Origin of the sequence: Dyadobacter subterraneus (assembly GCF_015221875.1) — a bacterium.
Lineage (GTDB): Bacteria > Bacteroidota > Bacteroidia > Cytophagales > Spirosomataceae > Dyadobacter > Dyadobacter subterraneus.
In genome coordinates, this window is the sequence record NZ_JACYGY010000002.1 from 805,573 (window position 1) to 831,055 (window position 25,483).

Sequence of the window (25,483 nt, forward strand, 5' to 3'; positions counted from 1 at the left end):
GAGGTTAATTCATTGAAATGAAGGAGCCGAAGCGAAAGCGAGTCTGAAATGGGCGATTAGTCAGTGGCTGTAGACGCGAAACTTGGTGATCTACCCTTGGTCAGGTTGAAGCGCTGGTAACACATCGTGGAGGACCGAACCGGTAAACGTTGAAAAGTTTTCGGATGAACTGAGGGTAGGGGTGAAAGGCCAATCAAACTGAGAAATAGCTCGTACTCCCCGAAATGTTTTTAGGAACAGCGTCGTGGTTGAGTCATGGTCAGGTAGAGCTACTGATAGGGCTAGGGGGAGTCAAATCCTACCAAACTCTGACAAACTCCGAATGGGCTATGATATACACGGCAGTGAGGGCTGGGGTGCTAAGGTCCCAGTCCGAGAGGGGAACAACCCAGAGCATCAGCTAAGGTCCCAAAATATATGCTAAGTTGAACTAAGGGGGTCCGACTGCAGAGACAGCCAGGATGTTAGCTTGGAAGCAGCTATACATTTAAAGAGTGCGTAACAGCTCACTGGTCGAGCGGGGCGGGCATCGATAATAAACGGGCATCAAGCATATTACCGAAGCTATGCGATAGTAATTTATTACGATCGGTAGGGGAGCATTCTCACAGGGGTGAAGGTTTGGCGTAAGCCGGGCTGGACTGGTGAGAAAAGCAAATGTAGGCATAAGTAACGATAATGCGGATGAGAAATCCGCACACCGAAAGACTAAGGATTCCTCCGCTATGCTAATCAACGGAGGGTTAGGCGGGGCCTAAGGTATAGCCGAGCGGCGATTACCGATGGACAGCAGGTTAATATTCCTGCCCCTGCGTTCAGTGTGAAAGAGTGACGGAGTATTGTGGTATGTACGTACTGACGGAATAGTGCGTTGAGCAGAGCCTACGGGCGAAGCGAACATACGAAAACGCTTCCAAGAAAAGCTTTTGAAACGCCAGCTGAATGCAGCCCGTACCGTAAACCGACACAGGTAGTCGAGAAGAATATTCTAAGGTGCTCGAGTGAATCACGGCTAAGGAACTCGGCAAATTAACCCTGTAACTTCGGGAGAAGGGGAGCCTCCTCGCAAGAGAGGCCGCAGAGAAATGGCCCAGGCGACTGTTTAGCAAAAACACAGGGCTCTGCCAAAACGCAAGTTGACGTATAGGGCCTGACACCTGCCCGGTGCTGGAAGGTTAAGAGGGGATGTCAGCCGCAAGGTAAAGCATTGAATCGAAGCCCCAGTAAACGGCGGCCGTAACTATAACGGTCCTAAGGTAGCGAAATTCCTTGTCGGGTAAGTTCCGACCTGCACGAATGGTGTAACGATCTGGGCACTGTCTCGGCCGTGAGCTCGGTGAAATTGTAGTAGCGGTGAAGATGCCGCTTACCCGCCACGGGACGGAAAGACCCCGTGCACCTTTACTATAGCTTTGCATTGTTTTCGGGTCAGGGATGTGTAGGATAGGTGGGAGGCTTTGAAGCGGTGTCGCCAGGCATCGTGGAGCCAACGTTGAAATACCACCCTTCGCTGGCCTGGGATCTAACTGCTCAATGAGCAGGACCGTGCATGGTGGGTAGTTTGACTGGGGTGGTCGCCTCCAAAAGTGTAACGGAGGCTTCCAAAGGTCTGCTCAACACGCTTGGTAACCGTGTGTGGAGTGCAATAGTACAAGCAGGCTTGACTGTGAGACCGACGGGTCGAGCAGGTGGGAAACCAGGGTATAGTGATCCGGTGGTTCTGTATGGAAGGGCCATCGCTCAAAGGATAAAAGGTACGCCGGGGATAACAGGCTGATCTCCCCCAAGAGCTCACATCGACGGGGAGGTTTGGCACCTCGATGTCGGCTCGTCACATCCTGGGGCTGGAGAAGGTCCCAAGGGTTCGGCTGTTCGCCGATTAAAGTGGCACGCGAGCTGGGTTCAGAACGTCGTGAGACAGTTCGGTCCCTATCTGTGGTGGGCGTAGGAAGATTGACGGGGGCTGCCCTTAGTACGAGAGGACCGGGGTGGACCCACCGCTGGTGAATCGGTTGTCCCGCCAGGGGCATGGCCGAGTAGCTATGTGGGGAATAGATAAGCGCTGAAAGCATCTAAGTGCGAAACTAGCCCGAAGATGAATCTTCCACACAAGGGTCGTTGTAGACTACGACGTTGATAGGCTGCAGGTGTACGTGTAGAAATACATTCAGCTGAGCAGTACTAATTACCCAACAGCTTGCTCATTTTCTTTCCCTTAAAAGACAGAAAAATCTTAAAACTCATTCTCTTTTGCTTCCAATATGACATGAAATTCAATGAATGAATTTTGAATAAGTGAATGAGAGAATATTCCGCAGCGGCGGACCGCTATCATTCCAACACTCTATCATTCAATCATTGTACACACTCAAAGAGCTTGTTGGTGGCTATTGGCCTGGACGGTGCGACGATTCGCCGAGACGCGAAGTCTTCACCTGTTTCCATCCCGAAGTCACAAATTAACCAACAGAAAATCTTGTTGGTGGCTATTGGCCCGGTGTTCACCTCTTCCCATCCCGAACAGAGAAGTTAAGCCCGGAACCGCCGATGATACTTGGGTCAAACCTGGTAAAGTAGGTAGCCGCCACAATACTATTACACAAAAAAAGACCATCTCTAAAGGATGGTCTTTTTTTGTGCTGAATAGCTTCTTCCAAACGGTAAAATTGCAACCGTAAATAATTTCTGGGTCTTTATACATATTAGTCCGAATGCTCCTTAAAGCCCAACTATGAGTTGGCTACTTGTTTTTGTAAGATACTTCCCTATCACATTATCATATATGGTAAAGGTTCTCCAAAATATGACGATTAATGGATTGATAAATAAGAAATCTGATACCTGGATAATCCACCTTTAAGACGATGCATTAGTATAAAACATACCATTTAATACTCGCCAACTTATCATTTAACAGAAGCTGTCTCTTACTGTACTTATCATACAAAATTTCTGTTATAGAACAATTTTCAGAACTATTTTTGCCTCCCCAAGATTCAAAATCATGTTCTTATTTTGGCTTACATTTTCGACGGTTTCAGTCATTGTCTAAACAATATTTAGACCTCACTTTACCTAAACCTTTGCTATATTCACACAGAAATGGCGATTTTCAGCCACTCTGATCTCAATAATTTTCCTTTTTTTTATGAAGCATGTAATTAAACAAGTATTCGTTGCTATTCTCCTTAGTTTTACGGCTACTGCAACGATAAAAGCTCAAAATAAATCTTTAACGAGTTATGTCAATCCTTTTATTGGATCCGAAGAACACGGTCATGTGTTTGTTGGTGCCAATGTTCCATTTGGAGCTGTTCAGTTAGGACCAACGCAAATTGGACGTAGCTGGGATAAATTCAATGGCTGGGATTGGTGTTCCGGATATAACTATTTAAGCCAGGAAATTCTAGGTTTCACACACACTCATCTTAGCGGAACAGGAATTGGCGACCTGAATGACATCATGATTGTTCCTGCAAATGGTGCTGTGCAACTATATCCAATGAAGTTCGAAAAGCCGGCTACTGGTTATGGTTCGTTATTTTCTAAAAAGACGGAGATATGTCATCCGGGATTTTATCAGGTTTATCTGGAGAAATATAAGGTTGAAGCCAAATTAACGGCTACCGAGCGGGTCGGTATTCATAAATATCATTACGACAAAACGGATAATGCCCATATATTGGTAGATCTGGGTTTTGCAATGAACTGGGATAAACCTGTAAAAACTTTTATTAAACAGGTTAACGATTCTACCTTCACTGGCTACCGTTTCTCTACTGGCTGGTCAAAGGATCAACGCTTATATTTCTCGATCAGAACATCACAACCAATTATCAAAGCGGCATTTTATAGTGATAGCACACTTCAAAATTCCAGGGAGATTGAAAGTGGACATGCAAAAGCTGTCTTATATTTCGATGCAACACGCAATCCGGATATGGTGCTGAAAGTTGCGATTTCTCCAGTAAGCGAAGAAAATGCATTGGCTAATATGAATACTGAGGCCGCTAATGGTAATTTCGAAGTCTTTCAGAACAAAGCCGATCAGGTATGGGAAAGAACATTAGGTGCAATCGAAGTAGGAACGACAAACCAAGCACATAAGGAAGTTTTTTACACAGCTTTATTTCACATGTTTCTAGGGCCAACTTTGTTTAATGATGCCAATAACGACTATCGTGGAACTGACAAAAAGGTGTACAAAAGCGCCGATTTTAAAAACTACACAACTATGTCCCTATGGGATATCTACCGCGGCTGGGCTCCTTTTATGTCCATTGTGAAACCAAGTTTGATTAATGACATCGCATCGACAATGCTGGCAATTGATCAACAACAGAGCCGTTTGCCTGTATGGCCATTGGTAGGAAGCGAAACGGATTGTATGGTTGGAAATCCGGCTATAATCATTTTAGCGGATGCATTTGGCAAGGGATTAATTCCCGCTGGGAAAAAAGAACAACTTTATAAAGCGATGAAACGTACGGCTAAAAGAGACTCAATGGGCCTTCAATACCTGAACAAGCTTAGTTATATTCCTGCGGACAAAATGCATGAATCTGTCGCGTGGGCAATGGAGTATGCAATTGCAGATGCCGGGATAGCAAAAGTAGCTATGTCACTTGGAAAGAAGTCGGACTCAGAATATTTTTCAAAGAGAGGTCAGTTATACAAGCTGTATTACGATAAATCCGCCGGATTTTTCAATGGCCGTTTTGCAGATGGTAAATTCCGTAGGCCATTCGATCCGTTATATTCTGTTCCTGTTACTTCTGATTATACCGAAGGTAATGCATGGCAATACCTCTTTTTAGCCCCGCAGGACGTTCGTGGGCTCATTCAACAGCTTGGGGGGCAAAAGACTTTTAAAACACGATTAGATAGCTTGTTTACCATGTCTTCGGAATTAGGCAAAGGTACTGCTCCGGATGTTTCCGGATTGATCGGACAATATGCTCATGGTAATGAACCAAGCCATCACATTACCTATTTATATAACTATCTGGGAGAGCCATGGAAAACGGCTGAGCTGGTGCGTGACGTTGTGCAGAAATTCTATACTACCAAACCTAACGGCCTCTGCGGTAACGAAGATGTTGGACAAATGAGTGCCTGGTATGCTTTCAGCGCTTTAGGTATGTATTCTGTTAATCCGATGGAGGGAAAATACGTTTTTGGTTCACCCTTATTTGATTCGGCAAAACTGCATTTGGAAAACGGCAAAATATTTTCAATTATAACGAAGAACAACAGCGAGCAAAATAAGTATATCCAGAAAATCGAATTTAATGGAAAGCCTTATCCTTTCACCTACATTTCACATAAAAATGTAATGACAGGTGGTGAACTAGTTTTCTACATGGGCGCTGCACCAAGTAAAACATATGGTATAAGTTTAACTAATCAGCCATAATAATTAACGGTGATGAGCGCATAGAATCGATCTGTGCGCTCATCAATACCTAATCTTTCTGTGAATGTCTTTTAAAAGTTCTTCATAATAGATAAAATTCTCATGACTATACTAATTTGCAGAAGTTAAAGGATTCAAACTAATTTTAGGATTGTATGCAGTCGGTAAAAGAACTACGTGTTAGATACTGGATTTATCTTGATGGAGAAAAGTTTTTTGGCCTTGGAAGAGCTCAATTATTAAAACATATCCAAGAGTCCGGTTCTATTTCAAACGCAGCCAAAGCTATGGGAATGTCCTATAAAAAAGCCTGGGCTATGGTAGATGACATGAATGTGAAAGCAAAAGAGCCTTATGTTATAGCAAAAAAAGGAGGCAAAAGCGGTGGAGGAACTGAACTTACCGAAGCAGGCCGGAAGATGTTGGAAGCTTACAATAATCTTAATAGCAAACTTGCTTCTATTGCGGAATCTGAAAAAGAAATTTTGAATTTGTAATTCAGTTACATAATTCTATTTTGAATTTATTTCCATCGCAATATCGACGATGAAATTCATCTCTTACTTCTTTAACTAAAAAGTAAGCTTGAAGTACTGGGGAAAATGAAAAAAAACCTCTAAAACAGCCTTGAAGCTACTTTCAGAGGTTTATAAATTTTTAAATTATAGTTAGAAACTAACGGCTGCGCCTGTATGCATTAGAGAACGTATTGCATCAAGAATGCCTTCCGTATCAAATCCACACTCATGATGTAATTCGGCAGGTTCACCGTGCTCCACAAGTGAATCCGGTATTCCAAGTCTTTTAACACGGGAATTATATCCATTATCAATCATAAATTCCAGCACAGCACTTCCAAATCCTCCTTGCAGACAACCATCTTCTACGGTAATTACGCGTTCATAAAGATGAAAAATCTCATGAAGCATGGCTTCATCAAGAGGTTTCACAAAACGCATATCATAATGTGCTACATCAATACCTTCTTTTTCAAGAATAGAATAAGCATCTACGACATAATTTCCGACCGGTCCTAATGTTAAAACCGCGATGTCTGCCCCATTTTTGATTTTCCTGCCTTTTCCTATTTTTATTTCTTCGAAAGGAGTTTGCCATTCAGGCATCACGCCATTTCCACGGGGATATCTGATTGTAATTGCCTGACTGCCTTTTTGTATGACATCCAGTTGTGCAGTATACATCAGGTTGCGTAGTTCCTGTTCATTCATGGGCGAACAAACAATCATATTCGGAACACAACGCATAAATGCAATATCATAAGCACCATGATGCGTCGGCCCGTCAGCACCTACTAAACCGGCTCTGTCCAGACAAAATATCACAGGAAGTTCCTGCATGCAAACGTCATGTACTACCTGATCGTAAGACCGCTGCATGAAAGTTGAATAAATGTTACAGTAAACTACTTCACCGCGTGTTGCCATACCGGCAGAAAATGTTACCGCATGCTGTTCTGCAATGCCTACATCAAAAGCTCTCTCGGGCATTGCTTTCATCATGATATTCAAAGAAGATCCTGATGGCATCGCAGGTGTAACACCAACAATTTTTAAATTTTTCTCTGCTAGTTCAACCAATGTATTGCCAAAAACATCCTGATATTTAGGAGGCTGTGGCGTATCGTAGATTTTTTTCTTAATTTCTCCTGTAATCTTATCAAAAACTCCCGGTGCATGCCATTTTGTTTGATCTTTTTCAGCAGGGCCGTAACCTTTTCCCTTTACTGTTAAACAGTGCAAAATTTTGGGTCCCGGGATACTTTTCAAATCATTCAAAACTTCTGTTAGATGACCGATATCATTTCCATCAATCGGTCCAAAATAACGTAGACCAAGTGATTCAAAAAGATTGCTCTGACGAAGAATTGCTGTTTTCATCATTGTTTCAACTTTTGAAACAACTTCCTGAGCACTTTTTCCAAAGTTGCTCATTTTTCCCAGCATATTCCAAACTTCGTCTCTAAGCTTATTGTAAGTATGAGAGGTCGTAATATCAGTCAGATATTCTTTCAAAGCACCAACGTTGGGATCAATCGCCATGCAGTTATCGTTCAGAATAATCAGCAGATTTGAATCTGTTGCTCCTGCATGATTCATGCCTTCGAAAGCCAGACCGGCTGTCATAGCACCGTCACCAATGATAGCAATATGCTGACGATCATGATGATTTTGTAAAGCTGATGCCACCGCCATACCCAATGCAGAAGAAATTGAAGTAGATGAATGGCCTACACCAAAAGCATCATAAATACTTTCTTTGCGTTTTGGAAAACCCGAAAGACCTCCATAAGTACGGTTAGAATGAAAATTATCCCGGCGTCCGGTTAATATTTTATGGCCATAAGCCTGATGGCCCACATCCCAGACAAGCTGGTCGTCGGGCGTGTTGAATACGTAATGAAGTGCTACTGTTAATTCTACAACACCCAGGCTTGCACCAAAATGACCTCCATAAACAGAAACGTTATCTATAATATATTGACGTAACTCGTTACAAACCTGTGGAAGTTGAGTGCGGTCAAGCTTTCTTAAATCCTCGGGAGAATCAATCTTAGCAAGTAGTTTTCCTGGTGTAATAAGCATATAGAAAGCTATTGAAAATCAGATTTTGGTAATCGGCCTTAATACTAAAAGATGCGCAAAATTAAGCAAATAGATGATGACTCCTGCTTTTTATTTTTGCTGACTTGCTTTGAACAATTTTTGCTTTTCTTCTTTCGTAAGGCTCTCGTATCCCGACTTAGAAATTTTATCTAAAATAGTATCAATTTCATGTTGATCAGGCATTTCTATGGTAGAAGAAGTCGAGGAAGAAGAATACACACTGGTACTTCTGTATACCTGCTTTTCACGATAAGTAACCTGCATCGAAGGACGTCTGCGGAAAATTCCGGTCCAACCGTTCATAATAGCGTAGACAGGTTTACCCAGGTCGGTACCGTTTTGCAACAGTTTGATAAAAATATACCCAACCAATGCTCCACCTAAATGTGCTAAATTACCACCTGCATTTGGTCCAACCGTTTGTGCAAGCGATAGTATTATATAAAAGAGTGCAATAAACTTAATACGTATCGGCCCTAGAAAAATAAGGTTAAACGTATAGTTAGGAAGTAAAGTTGAAGCGCCTACTGCAACTGAAAAAGCTGCTGCTGAAGCGCCTAACATGGTTGAACTTTCAACCTGAGTCTGGAAGAATGGCAGCGTGTTATAGATCAGCATATAAACTAAACCACCAGTAATCCCACCTAAAAAATAAAGGGCAACAACGCGTTTTGCGCCAAGATATTCATCTATCAGTTTACCAAACCAATAGAAAAACAACATATTGAATAAAATATGGAAGATATCTTCGTGTGTGAAGAAATAAGTAATGAGCGTCCAGGGCTTTCGGATAAATTCCTGAGGCGATGCCGGAAGCTCAAGCATATCAATAATCCAGCTATAAATATTGGATGACTGACTAAGTGTAAAAATGATTTTTACCAATAACAATACCAGAAAAACGGCCGTATTAATTAAAATAATTTTTACGAGCGAATTCTCCGATTTCTCAAATTCTCTCTTAATGTCGTCAACAATATTGCTCATCTTCTTCTTTCAATAAAAATTTTGTCTTTGTGTGCCCCAATAACGCAACAATATATATGCAAATAGCATTCCTCCAACGTGTGCAAAATGCGCAACATTATCAGATTGTGCATTTTGTATTCCTGAGTAGAGTTCATATAATCCATAGCACGCAACAAAGTATTTTGCTTTGATCGGAAATGGAATAAAGAGCATAAAAAGCTCCGTATTTGGAAATAACATTCCAAACGCCATTAAAATACCAAAAATTGCCCCTGACGCACCCACCATTGGTGTTTCAATGCTTGCCTGATATACGCTTTTGACAGCAGTAATACTATTTTGAATATACGAAGGATTGGTAGGATTTTCTTCAAAACCATTAAAAAAATCCAGATTGGCCTGATAAAAACCTTTTGCATGGTGACTCATGAAGTCAACAAGTCCGTCCGGCGTAGGATATTGAACGTAAACCTGCACAGATTTAAGCAGTTGCGTATTTTCATAATACCCGATTCCGGAGAAAAGTAATCCTGCGCCAATCCCTGTAAAGAAGTAAAAAAACAAGAATTTCTTGGGCCCCCACATTCTTTCCAGCAAAGGTCCGAACATAAATAAACCGAACATATTGCTGAACAAATGCCCAAGTCCGCCATGCAAAAACATGTAGGAAACAAATTGATAAGGCATAAAATATGGCGACAGAATTGGCATTAATGCTAATCTGTTGCTGATTGGTAAAATGTATGCGTCAACAATAAAAAACAGAACATTCAGGATCAGTAAATTTCTAACCGTCGGTGTTATTTGTAACATTCTAATTTCAAAATCAAAAGTTCGTAATCTATAACTCTTTAAGGATCGTTTTCGTTTCCTTTATCCCTTAAAGATACTGCTTAACTTATCCATCGTTAATAAAACGATAATTGCTTCACCGCTAGGCGTTCTGTTTGGATCAGTTGAGGCAAAAAGCTGGTCTATCAAAGTATGAATTTCAAGAAATGAAAGTTTTACAGCATAACGTACCGAAAACCGGCGGGCCAGGGCGCGTGATAAACTTTCAGGTTTGTTCAATTTGAGGTCTGAATAACTTTGTTTTAATTGTTCAACCAATTCTTCAAAAAGATCCTGTTCGCTTTCTTCCGGCAAATCGGCAGGAATACCACGGATAATTAATTCATTCGCACCGAATTCGTCAAACTCAAAACCCAGGCTGCGAATTTCCTTTTTTGTTTCATTCACCAGCTGCATATCCGAATGTGTTAAACGGATTGTTTTTGGAAATAAAAGCTGCTGACAAGCTCCATTACGGTTTGTTAGCATTTTACGATATCGTTCATACAAGATACGTTCGTAAGCCGCTTTTTGATCGATCAGCATAATTCCATCCTTCACCTGCGAAAGAATATAGCGGTTGTGAAGCTGGAAAAGTACCGCATCACTTTCAGGCGCAGAAATTACTTCCGAAGCCATCCGGTTAACCTTACTGGCTATTGTCATCGGCTGTTCCTGGTAAGAAGTTGGCCGGGAAACGGTGGTGGAATTCATTTCAAAAGCTGCAAGTTCCCGGCTTCTGTCGTCCGTATTTTGCAGCCCTTCAAATAATTTATTCCAATTCGTAAGGTTGGTTTTTGATGGACCATTTTCTGCATGTCTCGATTGTGCCGCCCAATCCGGCATTACCGTACGAGGTATGCTGTCATGATTCTGATCCGATTTTGAAGGATTTAAAAAATTAATATTGTCTTCAAAATCAATCGATTGTGAAAGATTGTAAACACCAACCGCCTTTTTAACAGCTGCCATAATAATGGCATAAACCGAGCGCTCATCATCAAATTTAATTTCCGTTTTTGTAGGATGAATGTTGATGTCGATATGGGCAGGATCAATTTCTATAAACAAAACATAAAACGGATGGCTGCCTTCCGGAACCGTTCCATCAAATGCACTGGTAACTGCGTGATGCAGATAATTATGTTTTATGTAGCGGTCATTCACAAAAAAGAATTGCTCGCCTCTGGTTTTTTTAGCGAATTCCGGTTTTCCGATGTATCCCCTTACGCTGATATAAGAAGTATCTTCCTGACAAAAGGCAAGTTGCTCACGATAATTCCGGCCATAAATATCAATGATCCGGCGAACCAGTTTTCCCGGAATCAGATTAAAAACTTCGGTATCGTTATGGTGTAAACTAAATCCAACTTCCGGATGTGCCAGCGCTATTCTTTGAAATTCATCCAGAATATGACGCATTTCTACCGAATTTGATTTCAGGAAATTACGCCTTGCAGGAACATTATAAAAAAGATTTTTAACACAAAGATTTGTTCCCGGCAAGCAGGCAACGGATTCCTGTGTTTTTATTTCTGAGCCTTCAATTTTTATTAAGGTACCAAGTTCATTGTCTGCCTGGCGGGTACGCATTTCTACCTGGGCAATAGCGGCTATGGATGCCAAAGCTTCACCACGGAATCCCATGGTACGAATTCTGAATAAATCTTCGGACTGACGGATTTTTGAAGTAGCATGACGTTCAAAAGACATTCTTGCGTCAGTTTCTGACATGCCGGATCCGTCATCAATAATCTGAATTAATGTTCTGCCTGCTTCACGTAAAATAACCTGAATATTACCGGCTTTGGCGTCAATAGCATTCTCAAGGAGTTCTTTCACAACCGAAGCAGGACGCTGGACAACTTCTCCGGCGGCGATCTGATTGGCTATGGAATCGGGTAATAATTGAATGATGTCGGAAGACGCCATATTTTAATGATGTAGGTTTGCTTTACTATAACAAATAAACAAATTTTTTTCTACACCGAGGGTTATTTTGACAAGTAGCTGTAAACCGAAAATTGCTTTGTAACCAATAAGCATCGAAATAATTACATTATTTATTGAAATTTTTAATGTCAATAAAACGTTCAATTTAATGTTAGTGTTGATTATTAGTAAATTATAGTTAATTTGTGAATCCCATTTTTGTCCTGTGTAACTAACCCCGATCTTATGAAAGCACCTATTTTTAAAAAGTTCAATTTTGGAATGGCCCTTCAGTGGCTAATCTTTTTACCTGTGATCCTGCCTCTTTGTATAATTTTCGGAGCGGTTCAAGGTGTTTTAAACATGGTTGAGAAAATGGCTCAGCGCATGTGGATTGACATGGAGCTGTAATGCCCTGCAATCGCTTTTAATCTCATACATTTTTGTATGAATCCATTCGCACAACTATTCCGATATACACGATAAAAATATAATTCTAACAAAAAAGAAAAGAGCTGTAAATCTGATTTACAGCTCTTTTCTTTTCAACTCTTGTACAATTTAGAATTTCCAGCGAACAAAAGCTTCCATTGCTTCGTATTCCGCAAGACCTAAATTGTTATATAATTTAGCAGTTCCCTGGTTGCGCTCTTCTGCACGTTGCCAGAATTCACGTGAATCTTCACCCTGGAATACTACACCATCTTTTTGCGACTGGTGTTTGAAAATTCCCTGACGTTTTTTCAAAACCTGATCCGGACTCATGGGAACTGCCATTTCAATCTCGTAGATATCCCACTCGGCCCAGGCTCCGCGATATAACCAAACCCAGCAATCCTTCATGAAATTCTTGTGTTTCGAGCGGCCAAGCGCTGCTTCGATTGCATCCCAACATACTTTGTGCGTTCCGTGTGGATCGGCAAAGTCACCCGCTGCGTAAATTTGATGAGGTTTGATTTCTTCAATCAGGTTTTCAATGATCTTGATATCTTCCTCGCCGATCGGATTTTTCTGAACAGTACCCGTTTCGTAGAATGGCATATTCAGGAAATGTGCATTCGCAGTTGGGATTCCAACAAAACGACAAGTCGCTTTGGCTTCTCCACGACGTAAAGCTCCTTTTACATGACGGATTTCCAAAGTATCAATTTCACTGTCTTTGGTATGTCTCAAAAAGTCTTTTGCATCTGTAAATATTTTTGTCGCTTCCGGACTATCGATACCAAATTCTTTATTGAAATCAACAACGAAATCGATAAAACGAAGTGCTTCATCATCTGCTACGGCGATATTTCCTGAAGTTTGGTAAGCCACATGCACTTCATGTCCCTGGTCAACCAGACGCTGGAAAGTACCACCCATTGAGATAATATCATCATCCGGGTGCGGACTGAAAATAAGTACACGTTTTTTGGCTGGCTGAGCGCGTTCCGGACGATTTGTATCGTCGGCGTTCGCTTTTCCTCCCGGCCATCCTGTAATTGTATGTTGTAATTGATTGAAAACGTTGATATTGATTTCATAGCAAGCACCATATTGTGCAAGCAAATCACTCATACCATTGTCGTTATAATCCTTATCTGTAAGTTTCAGTATTGGTTTTTTAAGACTTTGCGACAAATGGGTCACAGCCTTTTTGATCATTTTGTTATCCCAAACAACCGAATCAACCGCCCATGGTGTTTTAACACGCGTCAATTCAGAAGCAGCACTTTCATCTAAAATAAAAGCAACATCCGGATGTGCCTGAAGATAAGATGCTGGATTACGTTCCGTAACCGGTCCCTCAACCGCACCTCTGATTACCGAAGCTTTACGCTCACCCCATGCAAGCAAAACAATACGGCGTGCACTTAAAATCGGCGCAACACCTAGTGTGATCGCTTTACGAGGTACTTTATGCAATCCGCCAAATTCCATTGCAGCCGCAGCGCGGGTAGAATGGTCAAGCGTGATTAGCCTTGTACGTGCGTTGATCAATGAACCAGGCTCGTTAAAACCAATGTGTCCATTTCCTCCAATTCCCAAAAGCTGGAAATCAAGTCCGCCAACAGCATTTATTTTATTTTCGTAATTACTGCAATAATCGCGTACCATAGCAGCCGGAATTGTTCCGTCTGGCAGGAAATAATTTTCTTTTGGAATATCAACATGGTCGAACAATTGTTCTTTCATAAACCGGTGGTAGCTATGAATAGAATCCGGCTCCATTTGATAGTATTCATCCAGATTGAATGAAATAACATTTTTAAAGCTCAGGCCTTCTTCCTTGTGCATTCTGACCAGACGGGCATAAACGGTTTTAGGAGAAGAGCCGGTTGCAAGGCCTAGTACACAGTTTTTACCTTCTTTTTGTTTCTGACGGATCAGGTCAGCGATTTCCTGTGCAACAGCATTTGAAGCATCTTTGGAATCAGCAAAAATCTGGGTTGGTATTTTTTCGTATGTAATGGGTTGTCCTACACTTCCGCCTGAGAGTGCGTTATCCGCCGCTTGCATTAAAATTGTTTCCGGATTGAGAGATTGTTGGTCCATGTTTTTAATAAAATGTGATTTTAATCAAGAGTTTAGTACGAAAAAAGAACAGTTGATTTGAGATAATACTGATAGACAGCAAATTAATACCACAGCCTGTATGCCGAATTTAATTACAACAAAAGGTAAGGATATAAATTTCGTCTACAAAATTACAACACAAAGTGAATATTATTAAAAAAATTTAAAAAATAACTTTGCGTTAATGTATTGAAGTGCTCGTACACGCAAGTTGCAAAGCAGTAATTCAACATAAAGTGTGTGTGAAAATTTCATAACCGAATAATCTATTGTATTTTTGTTGCCTGTTAAAAAAACATCACATCATTTCAAGAGAAATACCATGTCTACACTCACAAGCGTCGTACGTGATACCCAAATTTTTGACTTAATTAATAAGGAAAAACATCGCCAGGAATCAGGTATTGAGCTGATTGCTTCCGAAAATTTTACATCCAAACAAGTGATGGAAGCATCAGGAAGTGTGCTTACTAACAAGTATGCAGAAGGTCTTCCCGGAAAACGTTACTACGGAGGCTGTGAAGTAGTTGATGAAATCGAACAAATTGCTATTGACCGTCTGAAAGAACTTTTCGGCGCAACTTGGGCAAACGTTCAGCCTCACTCAGGTGCGCAGGCAAACATGGCCGTATTTGTGGCTTGTTTGAATCCTGGTAACAAAATTATGGGTTTCAACCTTGCTCATGGTGGTCACCTTTCTCACGGATCTCCTGTAAATATTTCAGGTAAATATTTTCAACCTGTATTTTACGGTGTAGAAGCTGAAACTGGTCTTATCAATTGGGATAAAGTTGAGGAAACTGCTTTGAAAGAACGTCCTAAACTTTTGATCTGCGGTGCGTCTGCTTATAGCCGTGACTGGGATTATGAAAGACTTCGTAATATTGCTGATCAGGTTGGTGCAATCCTTTTGGCTGATATTTCTCACCCGGCTGCACTTATTGCAAAAGGTTTGTTGAACGATCCGTTCGGACATTGCCATATCGTTACTACCACAACGCACAAAACATTACGCGGTCCTCGTGGCGGTGTGATTATGATGCGTGAAGATTTCGAAAATCCTTTCGGAATTACTACACAAAAAGGACAACTTCGTACGATGTCATCTTTGCTTGATTCAGGCGTTTTCCCTGGAACACAAGGCGGACCGTTAGAACATATTATTGCTGCAAAAGCGGTTGCTTTCGGCGAAGCGCTTAGCGAAGGATATTACAACTACGCAGTGCAGGTTGCTAAAAATGCGCAGGCAATGGCAAAAGCATTTGTAGAAAAAGGATATCAGATCATTTCTGGTGGTACTGACAATCACTTGATGTTAATTGACTTGCGTACTAAAAATGGTGTCGCTTCCGGATTAACCGGTAAGCTTGCTGAAAACACGTTGATCAAAGCTGATATCACAATCAATAAAAACATGGTTCCTTTCGACGACAAATCTCCGATGGTAACGTCGGGTATGCGCGTTGGAACGGCTGCGATGACTTCACGTGGTTTGGTTGAAACTGATATGGAGCGTATCGTTGATCTGATAGACACAGTTTTGGTTAATCATGATCAGGATGCAAAAATTGCTGCCGTAAAACAGGAGATCAATAACTGGATGACACAATATCCTTTATATAGCTAAGACTTACCAGTCGAGGTTTAGATTTTAACTGCGTAATGGTACTGAAAATGTATGCGTTACGCAGTTTTCTTTTTAGTTTGAAAAGATTTTTTAACTTATTTTTTGAAGAAAAATTGTGGTCAAATAATAAAATTTCAAACAAAAAGTTAATATGATAAGGAAGAGCAATTTAAATGATGTGTAAAGAATTGTGCGAGAAGTGTTTTGACTTAAATAAGTTTTCATAACTTTGCACTCCAAAATACGAATTAATTGACATGAGCAAGAAAAATACGGACGAGTCCGGGTTTGAAATTATTGAAAAGCCGGAGGCATTAGCCGGACAAATCAATAAGGCTGAGGTTTTTTTCCTTAAAAATCGTAAGGTACTTACTGGTATTGGCGGAGCGATCCTGGTTGCGGTGGTAGCGTTTGCAGGATATCGTTTTTATATAGATGGACAAGAAGGAACGGCACAACAAGCGCTTTCTTCTGTTGTTTATGATTTCGAAGCTGATTCTTTGTCAAAAGCATTGAACGGAAGCGGAGGAAATGAAGGACTTTTGTCTATCGCTGATAACTATAAAGGAACTGACGCTGCGAACCTTGCGAATTTCTACGCAGGTGTTGCTTTGCTTAAACAGGGTAAATATGATGACGCAATCAGTCATCTTGAATCTTTCAGTTCTTCTGATCTGTTGGTCCACGCACGTGCCCAGTCATTAATTGGTGATGCTTATCTTGAAAAAAATCAGCCTGCTGAGGCGATTTCTTATTACAAAAAAGCATCTGACTACGATAAAAATGAATATTTCACGCCAGTATATTTGATGAAGCTTGCACTTGCTCAGGAAAAAGCAAATCAGGCTGCGGATGCTGTTGCTTCCTATAAACGTGTTATTGACGAGTTCCCACTTTCATCGGAAGTTGTGAACGCGAAGAAGTACATGGGATTGTTAGAGGGACAAGTCGGCAAATAAATGGTAATACATTATTGTTCCAGAAAAGGATAAAGCCGACACCGGTTTTATCCTTTTTTTGTTTAAAATATTAACTCAAAATCTATCATTAACTAGTACTTATATGTCAAGTGCAGATAAAAATTTAAGCGTTTTCAATACGGAAGGACTTCCTGATATCAGCAATAAAAAATTCGCGATCGTAGTTGCAGAATGGAACGGCGAGATCACTGAAAAACTTTTCGAAGGAGCGTACCAAACACTAATAACCTATGGTGCTTCGGAATCAAATATAGAAAGAGGAAATGTTCCGGGAAGTTTTGAATTAACGCTTGGTGCACATTGGTTCGCACAGCGCGAAGATATCGATGCGGTAATTGCCTTAGGCGTAGTAATCCAGGGAGAAACAAAACACAACGACTATATCAATCACGCCGTTGCTCAGGGAATTACAAACATCAGCATCCAAAACAACAAACCTGTAATTTTCGGTGTCCTGACGCCAAACAACATGGAACAAGCCATCGACAGAGCCGGTGGAGCTTTTGGAAATAAAGGAGACGAGGCAGCTATGACGGCAATCAAGATGGTAGGGCTGAAGGATCAGGTTTTTGTCAGGAAGTAGTCAGGAGGGGGTCAGGAAAATTTAGTAATCAAAAATTTCAATAATTAATAATTATGCAAGTCTGGAAATTTGGCGGCACTTCGGTTGGGAAACCTGAACGTATGCATTCAATCCGTGAACTTCTTTTGACGGATCCAAGTCGGAAAATTGTTGTATTATCCGCTTTGTCGGGTTCAACCAATGCGCTTATCGCGATAGGGGAAGCTGCCAAGGCAAACGAAGATGCGTCAGCTGCGAAGCAGATCGACGATTTGAAAGCGCATTACGATGCTTTTATTAAGGAGCTTTATTCAACCGAAGCAGGTCTTGCCAAAGGTCAGGAAATTATTGATAATGAATTCGGATTTATCCGTTCGCTGGTTAGCATCAAACCTTTTGCTTCAAAACAGGAAAAGGAAATTGTTGCAGAAGGAGAATTGTTAAGTACACAGCTTTTCCAAGGATATCTGGAAGAAGTAGGAGACAGTTCTGTGTTGCTTCCTGCGCTTGAATTTATGCGCATTGATGCTGATAATGAACCGGAACTTGAAAAAATCGAAGAAAAATTAACTGCGATTTTAGCGCAGCATACCGATAAGCAAACCATCGTTACCCAGGGATTTATTTGCAGAAACCCACGCGAAGAAGTTGATAACCTGAAACGTGGAGGATCTGATTACACAGCATCTTTAATCGGTGGTGCCATTCGGGCTGAGGAAATCCAGATTTGGACGGACATTGACGGAATGCATAATAACGATCCTCGTATCGTGAAACGTACTTTCCCGATTCGTGAACTTACTTTTGAAGAAGCGGCCGAACTTGCTTATTTCGGAGCAAAAATTCTTCATCCAAGTACAATCACACCTGCGAAACTTCGTGGTGTACCGGTACGTTTGAAAAATACTATGCAGCCGGAAGCGCCAGGAACGCTTATCGCCAACCAGTCTTCTGACAGAGAAATAAAAGCGATTGCTGCAAAAGATAATATTACAGCGATATATATTCACTCGACCCGTATGCTGAATGCATATGGCTTCCTGAGACGCGTTTTTGAGATTTTTGAAAAATACAAAACGCCGGTAGATATGATCACCACTTCGGAAGTTTCTGTTTCAGTGACGATTGATAATTCTGAACACCTTGAAGCAATCACCACGGAACTTCGTGAATTTGCAGATCTTGAAGAAAATGACAGCGATCAGAATATCATTTGTATCGTAGGAAATTTCAGTGCGGACAAAGAAGGAATTGCGTTGAAAGTGCTAGAAGCAATGAAAAATATTCCTATACGAATGATTTCGTACGGTGCCTCAGAGCACAATCTTTCGCTTTTAATTCATTCAAAATATAAAGCAGAAGCGCTTAATGTGCTTAATGAGCGTCTTTTTTATTATGAAGATGCAATGAAAGATATTTTCACGGCACCCTGATTTCAAAAATCTGATCACATATTTAGCGATTAGCTGTTGGCGTTTTGCTCATAGCTAATCGCTAAAAGCTAATAGCCAAACATGTTACAAACAACTTTTATCCGCGAAAACAGAGAACTGACAATCGCCGGATTGACAAAAAAACATTACAAAGAACCGGAAGCAGCTGTTGACCGAATTATAGAACTTGACCGTTTACGTCGTGAAACACAGCAGGAATTGGATGCTGTATTAACACAATCCAACGCAAAAGCGAAGGAAATCGGTGGTTTGATGAAAGAGGGTAAAAAAGCCGAAGCTGAAATTGCAAAAGGCGAAACTGCTGCTTTAAAAGAAAGGTCAAAAGTACTTGACGAACAGCATAAGGCAACAGAGGAGGAATTACTAAGCGAGTTGGTAAAACTTCCTAATCTTCCGCATGAAAGTGTTCCGGAAGGACGCACAGCTGAGGATAATGTGAACGAATTGGAAGAAGGCGCAAAACCTGCTCTTTTTGAAGGTGCGCAACCACACTGGGAATTAATCAAAAAGCTGGGTGGAAAACTCGCACCGATTATTGATTTTGAACTTGGTAACAAAATTACTGCTGCCGGTTTTCCGGTTTACAAAGGAAAAGCTGCCCGTTTGCAACGTGCGATGATTGCTTTCTTTTTGGATGAAGCAGGAAAAGCAGGTTATACCGAAGTACAGGTTCCAATCCTGATCAATGCTGATTCTGGTTTTGGAACAGGACAATTGCCGGATAAAGAAGGCCAGATGTATCATGATGCTCAGGACGATCTTTATTTAATTCCAACGGCGGAAGTTCCGGTTACCAATTTGTACCGTGATGTGATTGTAGCGGAAAATGAATTGCCGGTTAAAAATGTAGCTTACACGCCTTGTTTTCGTCGTGAGGCAGGAAGTTGGGGCGCGCATGTTCGTGGCTTGAATCGTTTGCATCAGTTTGATAAAATTGAAATTGTTCAGATTTGCAAGCCGGAAGATTCTTACCAGGCTTTGTCAGATATGTCAAATCATGTGAAGGGATTATTGGAAAAACTGGAATTACCTTTCCGCATTTTACGTCTGTGTGGAGGTGATATGGGCTTCACTTCTGCCTTGACTTTCGACTTTGAAGTTTGGTCGGCCGGACAGGAAAGATGGCTGGAATGCAGCTCTGTTTCTAATTTTGAAACCTACCAGGCAAATCGGTTGAAACTTCGTTACAAAACGGCTGATAAGAAAACGCAATTGCTGCACACGCTTAATGGCTCTGCTTTGGCACTTCCACGCATCCTTGCTGCGTTATTGGAAAACAATCAACAAGAAGACGGAACAATCCGTGTACCGGCTGTTTTGGTGCCTTACTGTGGTTTTGATACGATTGAATAAGATATAATTTGAGTTATTCTGAGATTTAGCCTTCACATTTTTGTGAGGGCTTTTTTGTTAAATAACCTTAACAGCGATTTCATCAGCGATCAATTATTTATCTTGTATAAAAAAGATAATGAAGCGCTTAGCTGTGATCAGGTCGTTTTACCTTTCGTTTGCTTTTTATACCGGATTAATTTCACTTTTCTCCTGGTTTTTGTTGGATATGCCGGTATTTGAAAAGTTCTCGCGATTTCTTCCACTTTACTTACTGATGAAAATAGCATCAGGAACCGTCATCTGGTATTATATCAGAAGTAACAATCCTACCAGATTATTCTTTTACAGGAATTTGTCAATATCAGAATTACGACTTTTTCTTACTGCTTTTGCCATGGATATCATGTCATTTTTGATTTTCATCTTTTGCGTCCATATGATCATATCGATCGGAATTTATTCCTTTTAATTTTATGAATGTTCTCGAAGCAGATAGTATTTGGCTGGAATATCATGGCAGAAAGGTACTTCAAAGTATTTATCTGAAAGTTGAAACAGGAAGAGTTACCGGTTTACTGGGGAGGAACGGAACCGGAAAAACGAGTTTGTTAAGAATGATCTTCGGATCTTTGAGAGGTCAGAGTCAATCCGTGCGGTTGAATGGTAACTATATTTCACACCCTTATCTTGAAAACAATCTGATAAGATATTTACCTCAAACCACTTTTACACCTGCCGGTCAGACCATTAAGAAAGTATGTGATTTGTATGATGTTCCTTTTTCTTCAATTATAAATTATTTTCCTGGTCTTGAAGAATACAAAAAAGAGAAGTTAAACACTCTGTCAGGAGGGAAAATCAGGCTTTTTGAAATTTTGCTTATTTTATTTTCACCCGTCTCTTTTGTATTGCTGGATGAGCCGTTCACACATCTGGATCCTGTTAGTGTTGAGATGCTTTTGTCGCTTATTAAAGAAGAAAAAAAGAAAAAAGGAATCGTTTTGTCTGATCATGCATATAAGCACGTTCAGGAGGCAAGTGATGATTTATACCTGATTGTTCCTGGCGGGAGAAGTATGTTACTGAAAGATCCAAATCAGGATTTAAAATCTTACGGTTATATATCCTGAGATTTATGAATAATATTTTCCAAAAGCTCCGGAATCCCAACCTTCTTCAAAATCAACTGACCAATTTTCTCGGACGCAATTCCTTCTTCAATTTGAAATGTATTTTCAAAATCAGTACCGCTGATTTTTGTTTTGAAACAACGGAAGGAAATGGAGCCGGAATTTTTATAATTTTCCAGTAATTCGTAAAGATGGGTTGACACCAAAAAGATAGAATTAATATGATTGGAAAAACCATGGACAACAGTTTTGGAACAGTGAAATGCATCTTCCTGATTGGTACCACGAAAGATTTCGTCGATAATTACAAAGCATTTTTCTCCATGATTTAATGCTTCGGCGATAGATTTTATCCGCATAATCTCATTGTAAAAATGACTGTACCCAAGTTCCAGATTATCAGAAAGATGGATTGAAGTAAATAGTTTATCAAAAAATGAGATTTTCATTTTACCGGCCGGAATGGGCCAACCGAGATGTGCGAGATAGACAGCTACTCCACAGGTTTTCAGGAAAGTAGTTTTACCACTCGTATTGGCGCCAGTCAACAGACAAAGTGGTATTTTGTGACCCATTACGAAATTGTTCGGAATAGCATTTTTTATTAGTGGATGCCAAATTTTTTCTGCTTCAAAAACGGTTTCATTTTCTACAAATTCGGGAAAGCACAGATCATGATTTTTCTGTGTTAAGGCAATGGAAACGTAAGCATCAAAAGAGTAACAGATGTCCAGAATTCGCCGAAACGAATCTTTGTGCGTAACCCGAAAATAATAATCCCTGTAAAAAACGGAGCTGAGAGATAGCCGGTCGTCTTTTGTTTTAAGAAAAGAATTTAGACTGTCGGAAAGTAAAAATTTTCTGAGGAAGTCAAAATCTTCCTGAGGTTCTGGGGGAATCTGATCATTTTCAAAGCAGTAGGTTAAATCTCTCATCCCACGCATTAACATCAAAGTAGCCGTCAGTCCACTTTGAACAAGATAAAACTCCGCAGGATGGCGTCGAGAATATATAAATGTGTCAACCCAGTGTTTAAATATGTCCTGCGACATCGTATAAGTGATGTTTGAGCCATAATAACTTTCAGCAACGGCAATGTAAGCTTTTGATACATTCAGCTGCCAGGAATCAATATTTTGAGAAATTGATTTGAGTAGAAGTTGAAAAGACAGAATTTCAGAAAGCGAAGATTTCGGTTCGGCAATCAGTTTTTTCAAAACATCCTGTCCGCCCTGTGTTTTGGTATAATCAAAAAATTGAAGAATGCTTCCCTCTTTACTATGGCGGGAATGAATTTGTAATTCGTCAAGCGTGTGACTATCGACAGAATGCATATATGAAGATTTGGCTGTCTTCAAAAGTATGCAGATCTGTGAAAGTAATTTTCTTAAAAATAGTTAAAAATCAATCTGTTATGCTTGTTCAGAAAATTGCTTTTTTGGAAAAGAAAGCCATACAAAATAACCCGTCAGAACGATAATGCTTATTTGGAAAAGATAATCGATCAAGGAATCGGTGGAAGCGGTAATATCGGACGGATTGAGATAACGTCGCATGCCCAGTCGCCACCAATAGGACGGATGTACCACGCAAAGAACATTGAAAATAAGCAGCAAAATGATCTGTTTGGTATTTGTCCAGTCGATTATATAAAATACCAAAGGGACCAAAAACAGGAAAATATAATTGCTGTAAGCACTTTGCTGAACGACCATCATGGTAGCATACAAAACAACCCAAACCCGTGAAAGCATTATTCTGAAATCGGCGTTTTGCAAGCGAAATGCAGCCAGACAGGCAAGTCCGACGGAAATAACCAACCCAATCCAGTTCCAGAATTTTTCACCAACACCAATTCCATTAAAAAACCAGGGATTAATTACGGAAAGAATATTGGGAGCACGTAACACTTTTGCTTCGTCCAGCGGCTGCATGAAATCCAGTCCAACCAATGGATATAATATTCCCAAAGCGATTATTCCTACAATAGCCATTGGGATAACAAATCTGATTTTTTGTTTTTCAAGAAGAAAAATCGGAACAAGTATCAGAACGAAAATAGCTTTTGTCATCAACAAACCAATTCCTAAAACAACAGCAAACCATTCAACACGTACTGTTTTTTCCCGTACCAAATAGGCCAGAACAACAAAAAGCCACATCCAGACATCTTCCTGCGCACCGATAATGCAAAGCACCAAAGATCCGGGAAGTATCAGGTAAACGAGTGCTTTAAATAAAAATGCACCCCGCGACTGAAACGGACGGAAGAAATGCCAGGAAACCCACAAAGCGACGCCATCCATTACAGCCATAGTCAGCACGATCATTTTCGGATCATACCAAAGTTTTAGCCAGATTCCTACAAAATAGGCATACAAAGGAGAATAGGGAGACCAGAAATCGCGGTATACGATTTGTCCCATGGAGGCTTTACTGCCTTCGTCCCAAAAACCTAAAACATCGGAAGTAGGGGTAATGTTGGCGATAAGATAAACAGCTATAAAGGGAATCAGGCGGAAAATAATCCAGCCTACAACCAGTGAGACTCTGACACTTTTGTCTTCAAACCATTCTGAAATCCTTTTGCGTTGTGAAATTACAATGATCAGCAGCACAATGGCCGCAAGGCTGATGCCTAATTTTCCTAAAACGATATTCATGCCGTTGCCAGTTTTTCAGGGTTTACCACGTTTTGATACGTTTGGCGTAAAACCCAGACATAACATAACACATTCAGAATTTGTAAAGCATATTCAAACAAATTCGAAACATTTCCGAACATGCTGAAAGAAATGTAGGAAGGCTGGCCAATATAAACCCAAACAAAAGGTTGGACCACGGTAAGCCAGTTAAGAACCAATATAACGGCCACATGCCAGGTTTTTTTGATATCAATAATATCGAACAGAACAGCCATCAAATAGGCGATGAGGTAAGCGCCCATGGCACTCGCCTGGAAAATCATCATACAAACAAAAACTGCAATAAATATTCCGGGCAAAATTTCACTGATATGTCTGTGACGGGCTTTGAAAGCCATATAGGTCGGAATAAATACGGTGAAAAGTAAACCGATCCAGTTGATCATGGTCGATTTCTTTTCGTTGATATGAATAAACAATTCAACAAATGGCCGGCTGGTCGAGAAAAGATTTGGTGTCATCAATTGTTCCGTATGACGAATAGGCATAAGAAATAAATCACCAATTTGCCAATACAAAAACCCAACCGCCGGAATTCCGACAGCGGCCATAACGATCAACATTTTAACTGGTTTTTTAACGACAACGAGAATTGCAGGCAAGAGAAAAATGAAAGTCACTTTTATTGTCAGTAAAGTCAACGCGAAAAGAAGACCTATACCAACTTCATAGTTGTCTTTATGTTTAATCGTATATCGCCAGATCAACAAAGCTGCTCCCCAAAACCATACTTCTTCCTGGCCGTCGACCAGAATGTACATAAAGCCGGCCGGCAGCAGTAAATAAATAATGGCAAGCTGTAATGCCCTGCTGGTTTTGAATTTATAAGTTTGATAAGTAAGCCAGAGAATAGCACTTTCCATAACCACCATAAAAAGCACAATGGCCCGCGCATTATGCCAGATCCAGATCGGGATCGTAATAATGTATGCGTATAATGGTGCATGGTACGACCAGAAATCACGATAGACGAATCCGCCTGCTTTGGCCGCTTCCGCTTTGTAAAAGAAAAAAGGAATATCACCGCGCGGTTCTTCGTTTGCAATAAGGAAAATGGCAATCCACGGAATCAGGCGAAGAATAATGAAAGCAATGGCAAATATGGATTTTTCTTTTTCCTGCTGCCATTTTGAAAAAAGATCAGATCTGCTAATCACCCAGAAAATGCCCAGAGTCAAACCCAGGTTGATGAAAAGCTTGATATAAAAAACAGTAAGAATGGGCATGTTTTAGTAAATGTCTTTTATGAAGTGTGCTGATTTAAATCAGAGTAAATTAATACCAAGCCGCAAACTTAAGATATCTTTATTTCAAAACGATCAGCAAAATGCAAAGTTTTAATAAGTTGCAAAGTCGTATGCT

18 protein-coding genes and 2 rRNA genes (1 of these 20 cut by a window edge) are annotated in these 25,483 nt (G+C 40.5%); 12 read left to right on the forward strand and 8 right to left on the reverse strand.

Annotation, left to right across the window (positions count from 1 at the left end; translation table 11 throughout):
* The 4 genes from IEE83_RS28775 to IEE83_RS28790 form a co-directional block, all read left to right on the forward strand.
* A 23S ribosomal RNA gene (locus tag IEE83_RS28775) occupies window positions 1–2,205 on the forward strand (it extends 617 nt beyond the left edge of the window).
* A gap of 273 nt (window positions 2,206–2,478) precedes the next feature.
* Window positions 2,479–2,590, forward strand: a 5S ribosomal RNA gene (gene rrf / locus IEE83_RS28780).
* Window positions 2,591–3,148: 558 nt separating this feature from the next.
* Window positions 3,149–5,416, forward strand: coding sequence for a GH92 family glycosyl hydrolase (locus tag IEE83_RS28785; protein ID WP_194124188.1), 2,268 nt, complete (start codon window positions 3,149–3,151; stop codon window positions 5,414–5,416).
* 155 nt (window positions 5,417–5,571) lie between these two features.
* Entirely contained in the window at window positions 5,572–5,913 is a 342-nt protein-coding gene (locus IEE83_RS28790; RefSeq protein ID WP_194124189.1) for a winged helix-turn-helix domain-containing protein, read from the forward strand.
* A gap of 171 nt (window positions 5,914–6,084) precedes the next feature.
* On the opposite strand, the gene dxs is transcribed toward IEE83_RS28790, so the two are convergent.
* The 4 genes from dxs to mutL all read right to left on the reverse strand — a co-directional run bounded on the left by dxs (window position 6,085) and on the right by mutL (window position 11,772).
* Entirely contained in the window at window positions 6,085–8,019 is a 1,935-nt protein-coding gene (gene dxs, locus IEE83_RS28795) for a 1-deoxy-D-xylulose-5-phosphate synthase (protein WP_194124190.1), read from the reverse strand.
* A 90-nt stretch (window positions 8,020–8,109) separates the two neighbouring features.
* A complete protein-coding gene (locus IEE83_RS28800) occupies window positions 8,110–9,027 on the reverse strand; it encodes a rhomboid family intramembrane serine protease (protein WP_194124191.1) in 918 nt (305 codons plus the stop codon).
* A 9-nt stretch (window positions 9,028–9,036) separates the two neighbouring features.
* Window positions 9,037–9,822 (reverse strand): rhomboid family intramembrane serine protease, encoded by a 786-nt coding sequence (locus IEE83_RS28805; protein ID WP_194124192.1) that lies wholly within the window; start codon window positions 9,820–9,822, stop codon window positions 9,037–9,039.
* Between the two features lie 60 nt (window positions 9,823–9,882).
* Complete coding sequence (gene mutL, locus IEE83_RS28810; RefSeq protein ID WP_194124193.1) at window positions 9,883–11,772, reverse strand: DNA mismatch repair endonuclease MutL; 1,890 nt, start codon at window positions 11,770–11,772, stop codon at window positions 9,883–9,885.
* Between the two features lie 246 nt (window positions 11,773–12,018).
* Here mutL and IEE83_RS28815 point away from each other — a divergent pair, with 246 nt between their 5' ends.
* The gene (locus tag IEE83_RS28815; RefSeq protein WP_194124194.1) at window positions 12,019–12,183 is read left to right on the forward strand and encodes a hypothetical protein; all 165 of its coding nucleotides are present in this window, start codon (window positions 12,019–12,021) and stop codon (window positions 12,181–12,183) included.
* A 150-nt stretch (window positions 12,184–12,333) separates the two neighbouring features.
* Here the strand turns inward: IEE83_RS28815 and nagB are convergent, their stop codons facing one another.
* Entirely contained in the window at window positions 12,334–14,271 is a 1,938-nt protein-coding gene (nagB, locus tag IEE83_RS28820; RefSeq protein WP_228102179.1) for a glucosamine-6-phosphate deaminase, read from the reverse strand.
* Between the two features lie 379 nt (window positions 14,272–14,650).
* Here nagB and glyA point away from each other — a divergent pair, with 379 nt between their 5' ends.
* From glyA to IEE83_RS28855, 7 genes are all read left to right on the forward strand, one after another.
* Window positions 14,651–15,955, forward strand: coding sequence for a serine hydroxymethyltransferase (gene glyA, locus IEE83_RS28825; protein WP_194124196.1), 1,305 nt, complete (start codon window positions 14,651–14,653; stop codon window positions 15,953–15,955).
* Window positions 15,956–16,212: 257 nt separating this feature from the next.
* Window positions 16,213–16,914: a tetratricopeptide repeat protein gene (locus tag IEE83_RS28830; protein WP_194124197.1), complete on the forward strand. Its 702-nt coding sequence runs from the start codon at window positions 16,213–16,215 to the stop codon at window positions 16,912–16,914.
* A 103-nt stretch (window positions 16,915–17,017) separates the two neighbouring features.
* On the forward strand, window positions 17,018–17,518 hold the full coding sequence (gene ribH / locus IEE83_RS28835; RefSeq protein WP_194124198.1) for a 6,7-dimethyl-8-ribityllumazine synthase: 501 nt from the start codon (window positions 17,018–17,020) through the stop codon (window positions 17,516–17,518).
* Window positions 17,519–17,571: 53 nt separating this feature from the next.
* A complete protein-coding gene (locus IEE83_RS28840; protein WP_194124199.1) occupies window positions 17,572–18,930 on the forward strand; it encodes an aspartate kinase in 1,359 nt (452 codons plus the stop codon).
* Between the two features lie 81 nt (window positions 18,931–19,011).
* Window positions 19,012–20,304, forward strand: a complete 1,293-nt coding sequence (gene serS, locus IEE83_RS28845; RefSeq protein ID WP_194124200.1) for a serine--tRNA ligase — start codon at window positions 19,012–19,014, stop codon at window positions 20,302–20,304.
* 118 nt (window positions 20,305–20,422) lie between these two features.
* Window positions 20,423–20,755: a hypothetical protein gene (locus tag IEE83_RS28850; RefSeq protein ID WP_194124201.1), complete on the forward strand. Its 333-nt coding sequence runs from the start codon at window positions 20,423–20,425 to the stop codon at window positions 20,753–20,755.
* 4 nt (window positions 20,756–20,759) lie between these two features.
* On the forward strand, window positions 20,760–21,416 hold the full coding sequence (locus IEE83_RS28855) for an ATP-binding cassette domain-containing protein (protein WP_194124202.1): 657 nt from the start codon (window positions 20,760–20,762) through the stop codon (window positions 21,414–21,416).
* On the opposite strand, the gene IEE83_RS28860 is transcribed toward IEE83_RS28855, so the two are convergent.
* From IEE83_RS28860 to IEE83_RS28870, 3 genes are all read right to left on the reverse strand, one after another.
* Window positions 21,404–22,750 (reverse strand): MutS-related protein, encoded by a 1,347-nt coding sequence (locus IEE83_RS28860; protein WP_194124203.1) that lies wholly within the window; start codon window positions 22,748–22,750, stop codon window positions 21,404–21,406. The two genes, IEE83_RS28855 and IEE83_RS28860, sit on opposite strands and share 13 nt — an antisense overlap.
* Before the next feature lie 78 nt (window positions 22,751–22,828).
* A complete protein-coding gene (locus tag IEE83_RS28865) occupies window positions 22,829–24,079 on the reverse strand; it encodes a hypothetical protein (protein ID WP_194124204.1) in 1,251 nt (416 codons plus the stop codon).
* Window positions 24,076–25,347: a hypothetical protein gene (locus IEE83_RS28870; RefSeq protein ID WP_194124205.1), complete on the reverse strand. Its 1,272-nt coding sequence runs from the start codon at window positions 25,345–25,347 to the stop codon at window positions 24,076–24,078. Before IEE83_RS28870 ends, IEE83_RS28865 begins: the two co-directional genes overlap by 4 nt.
* Window positions 25,348–25,483 lie beyond the last annotated feature (136 nt).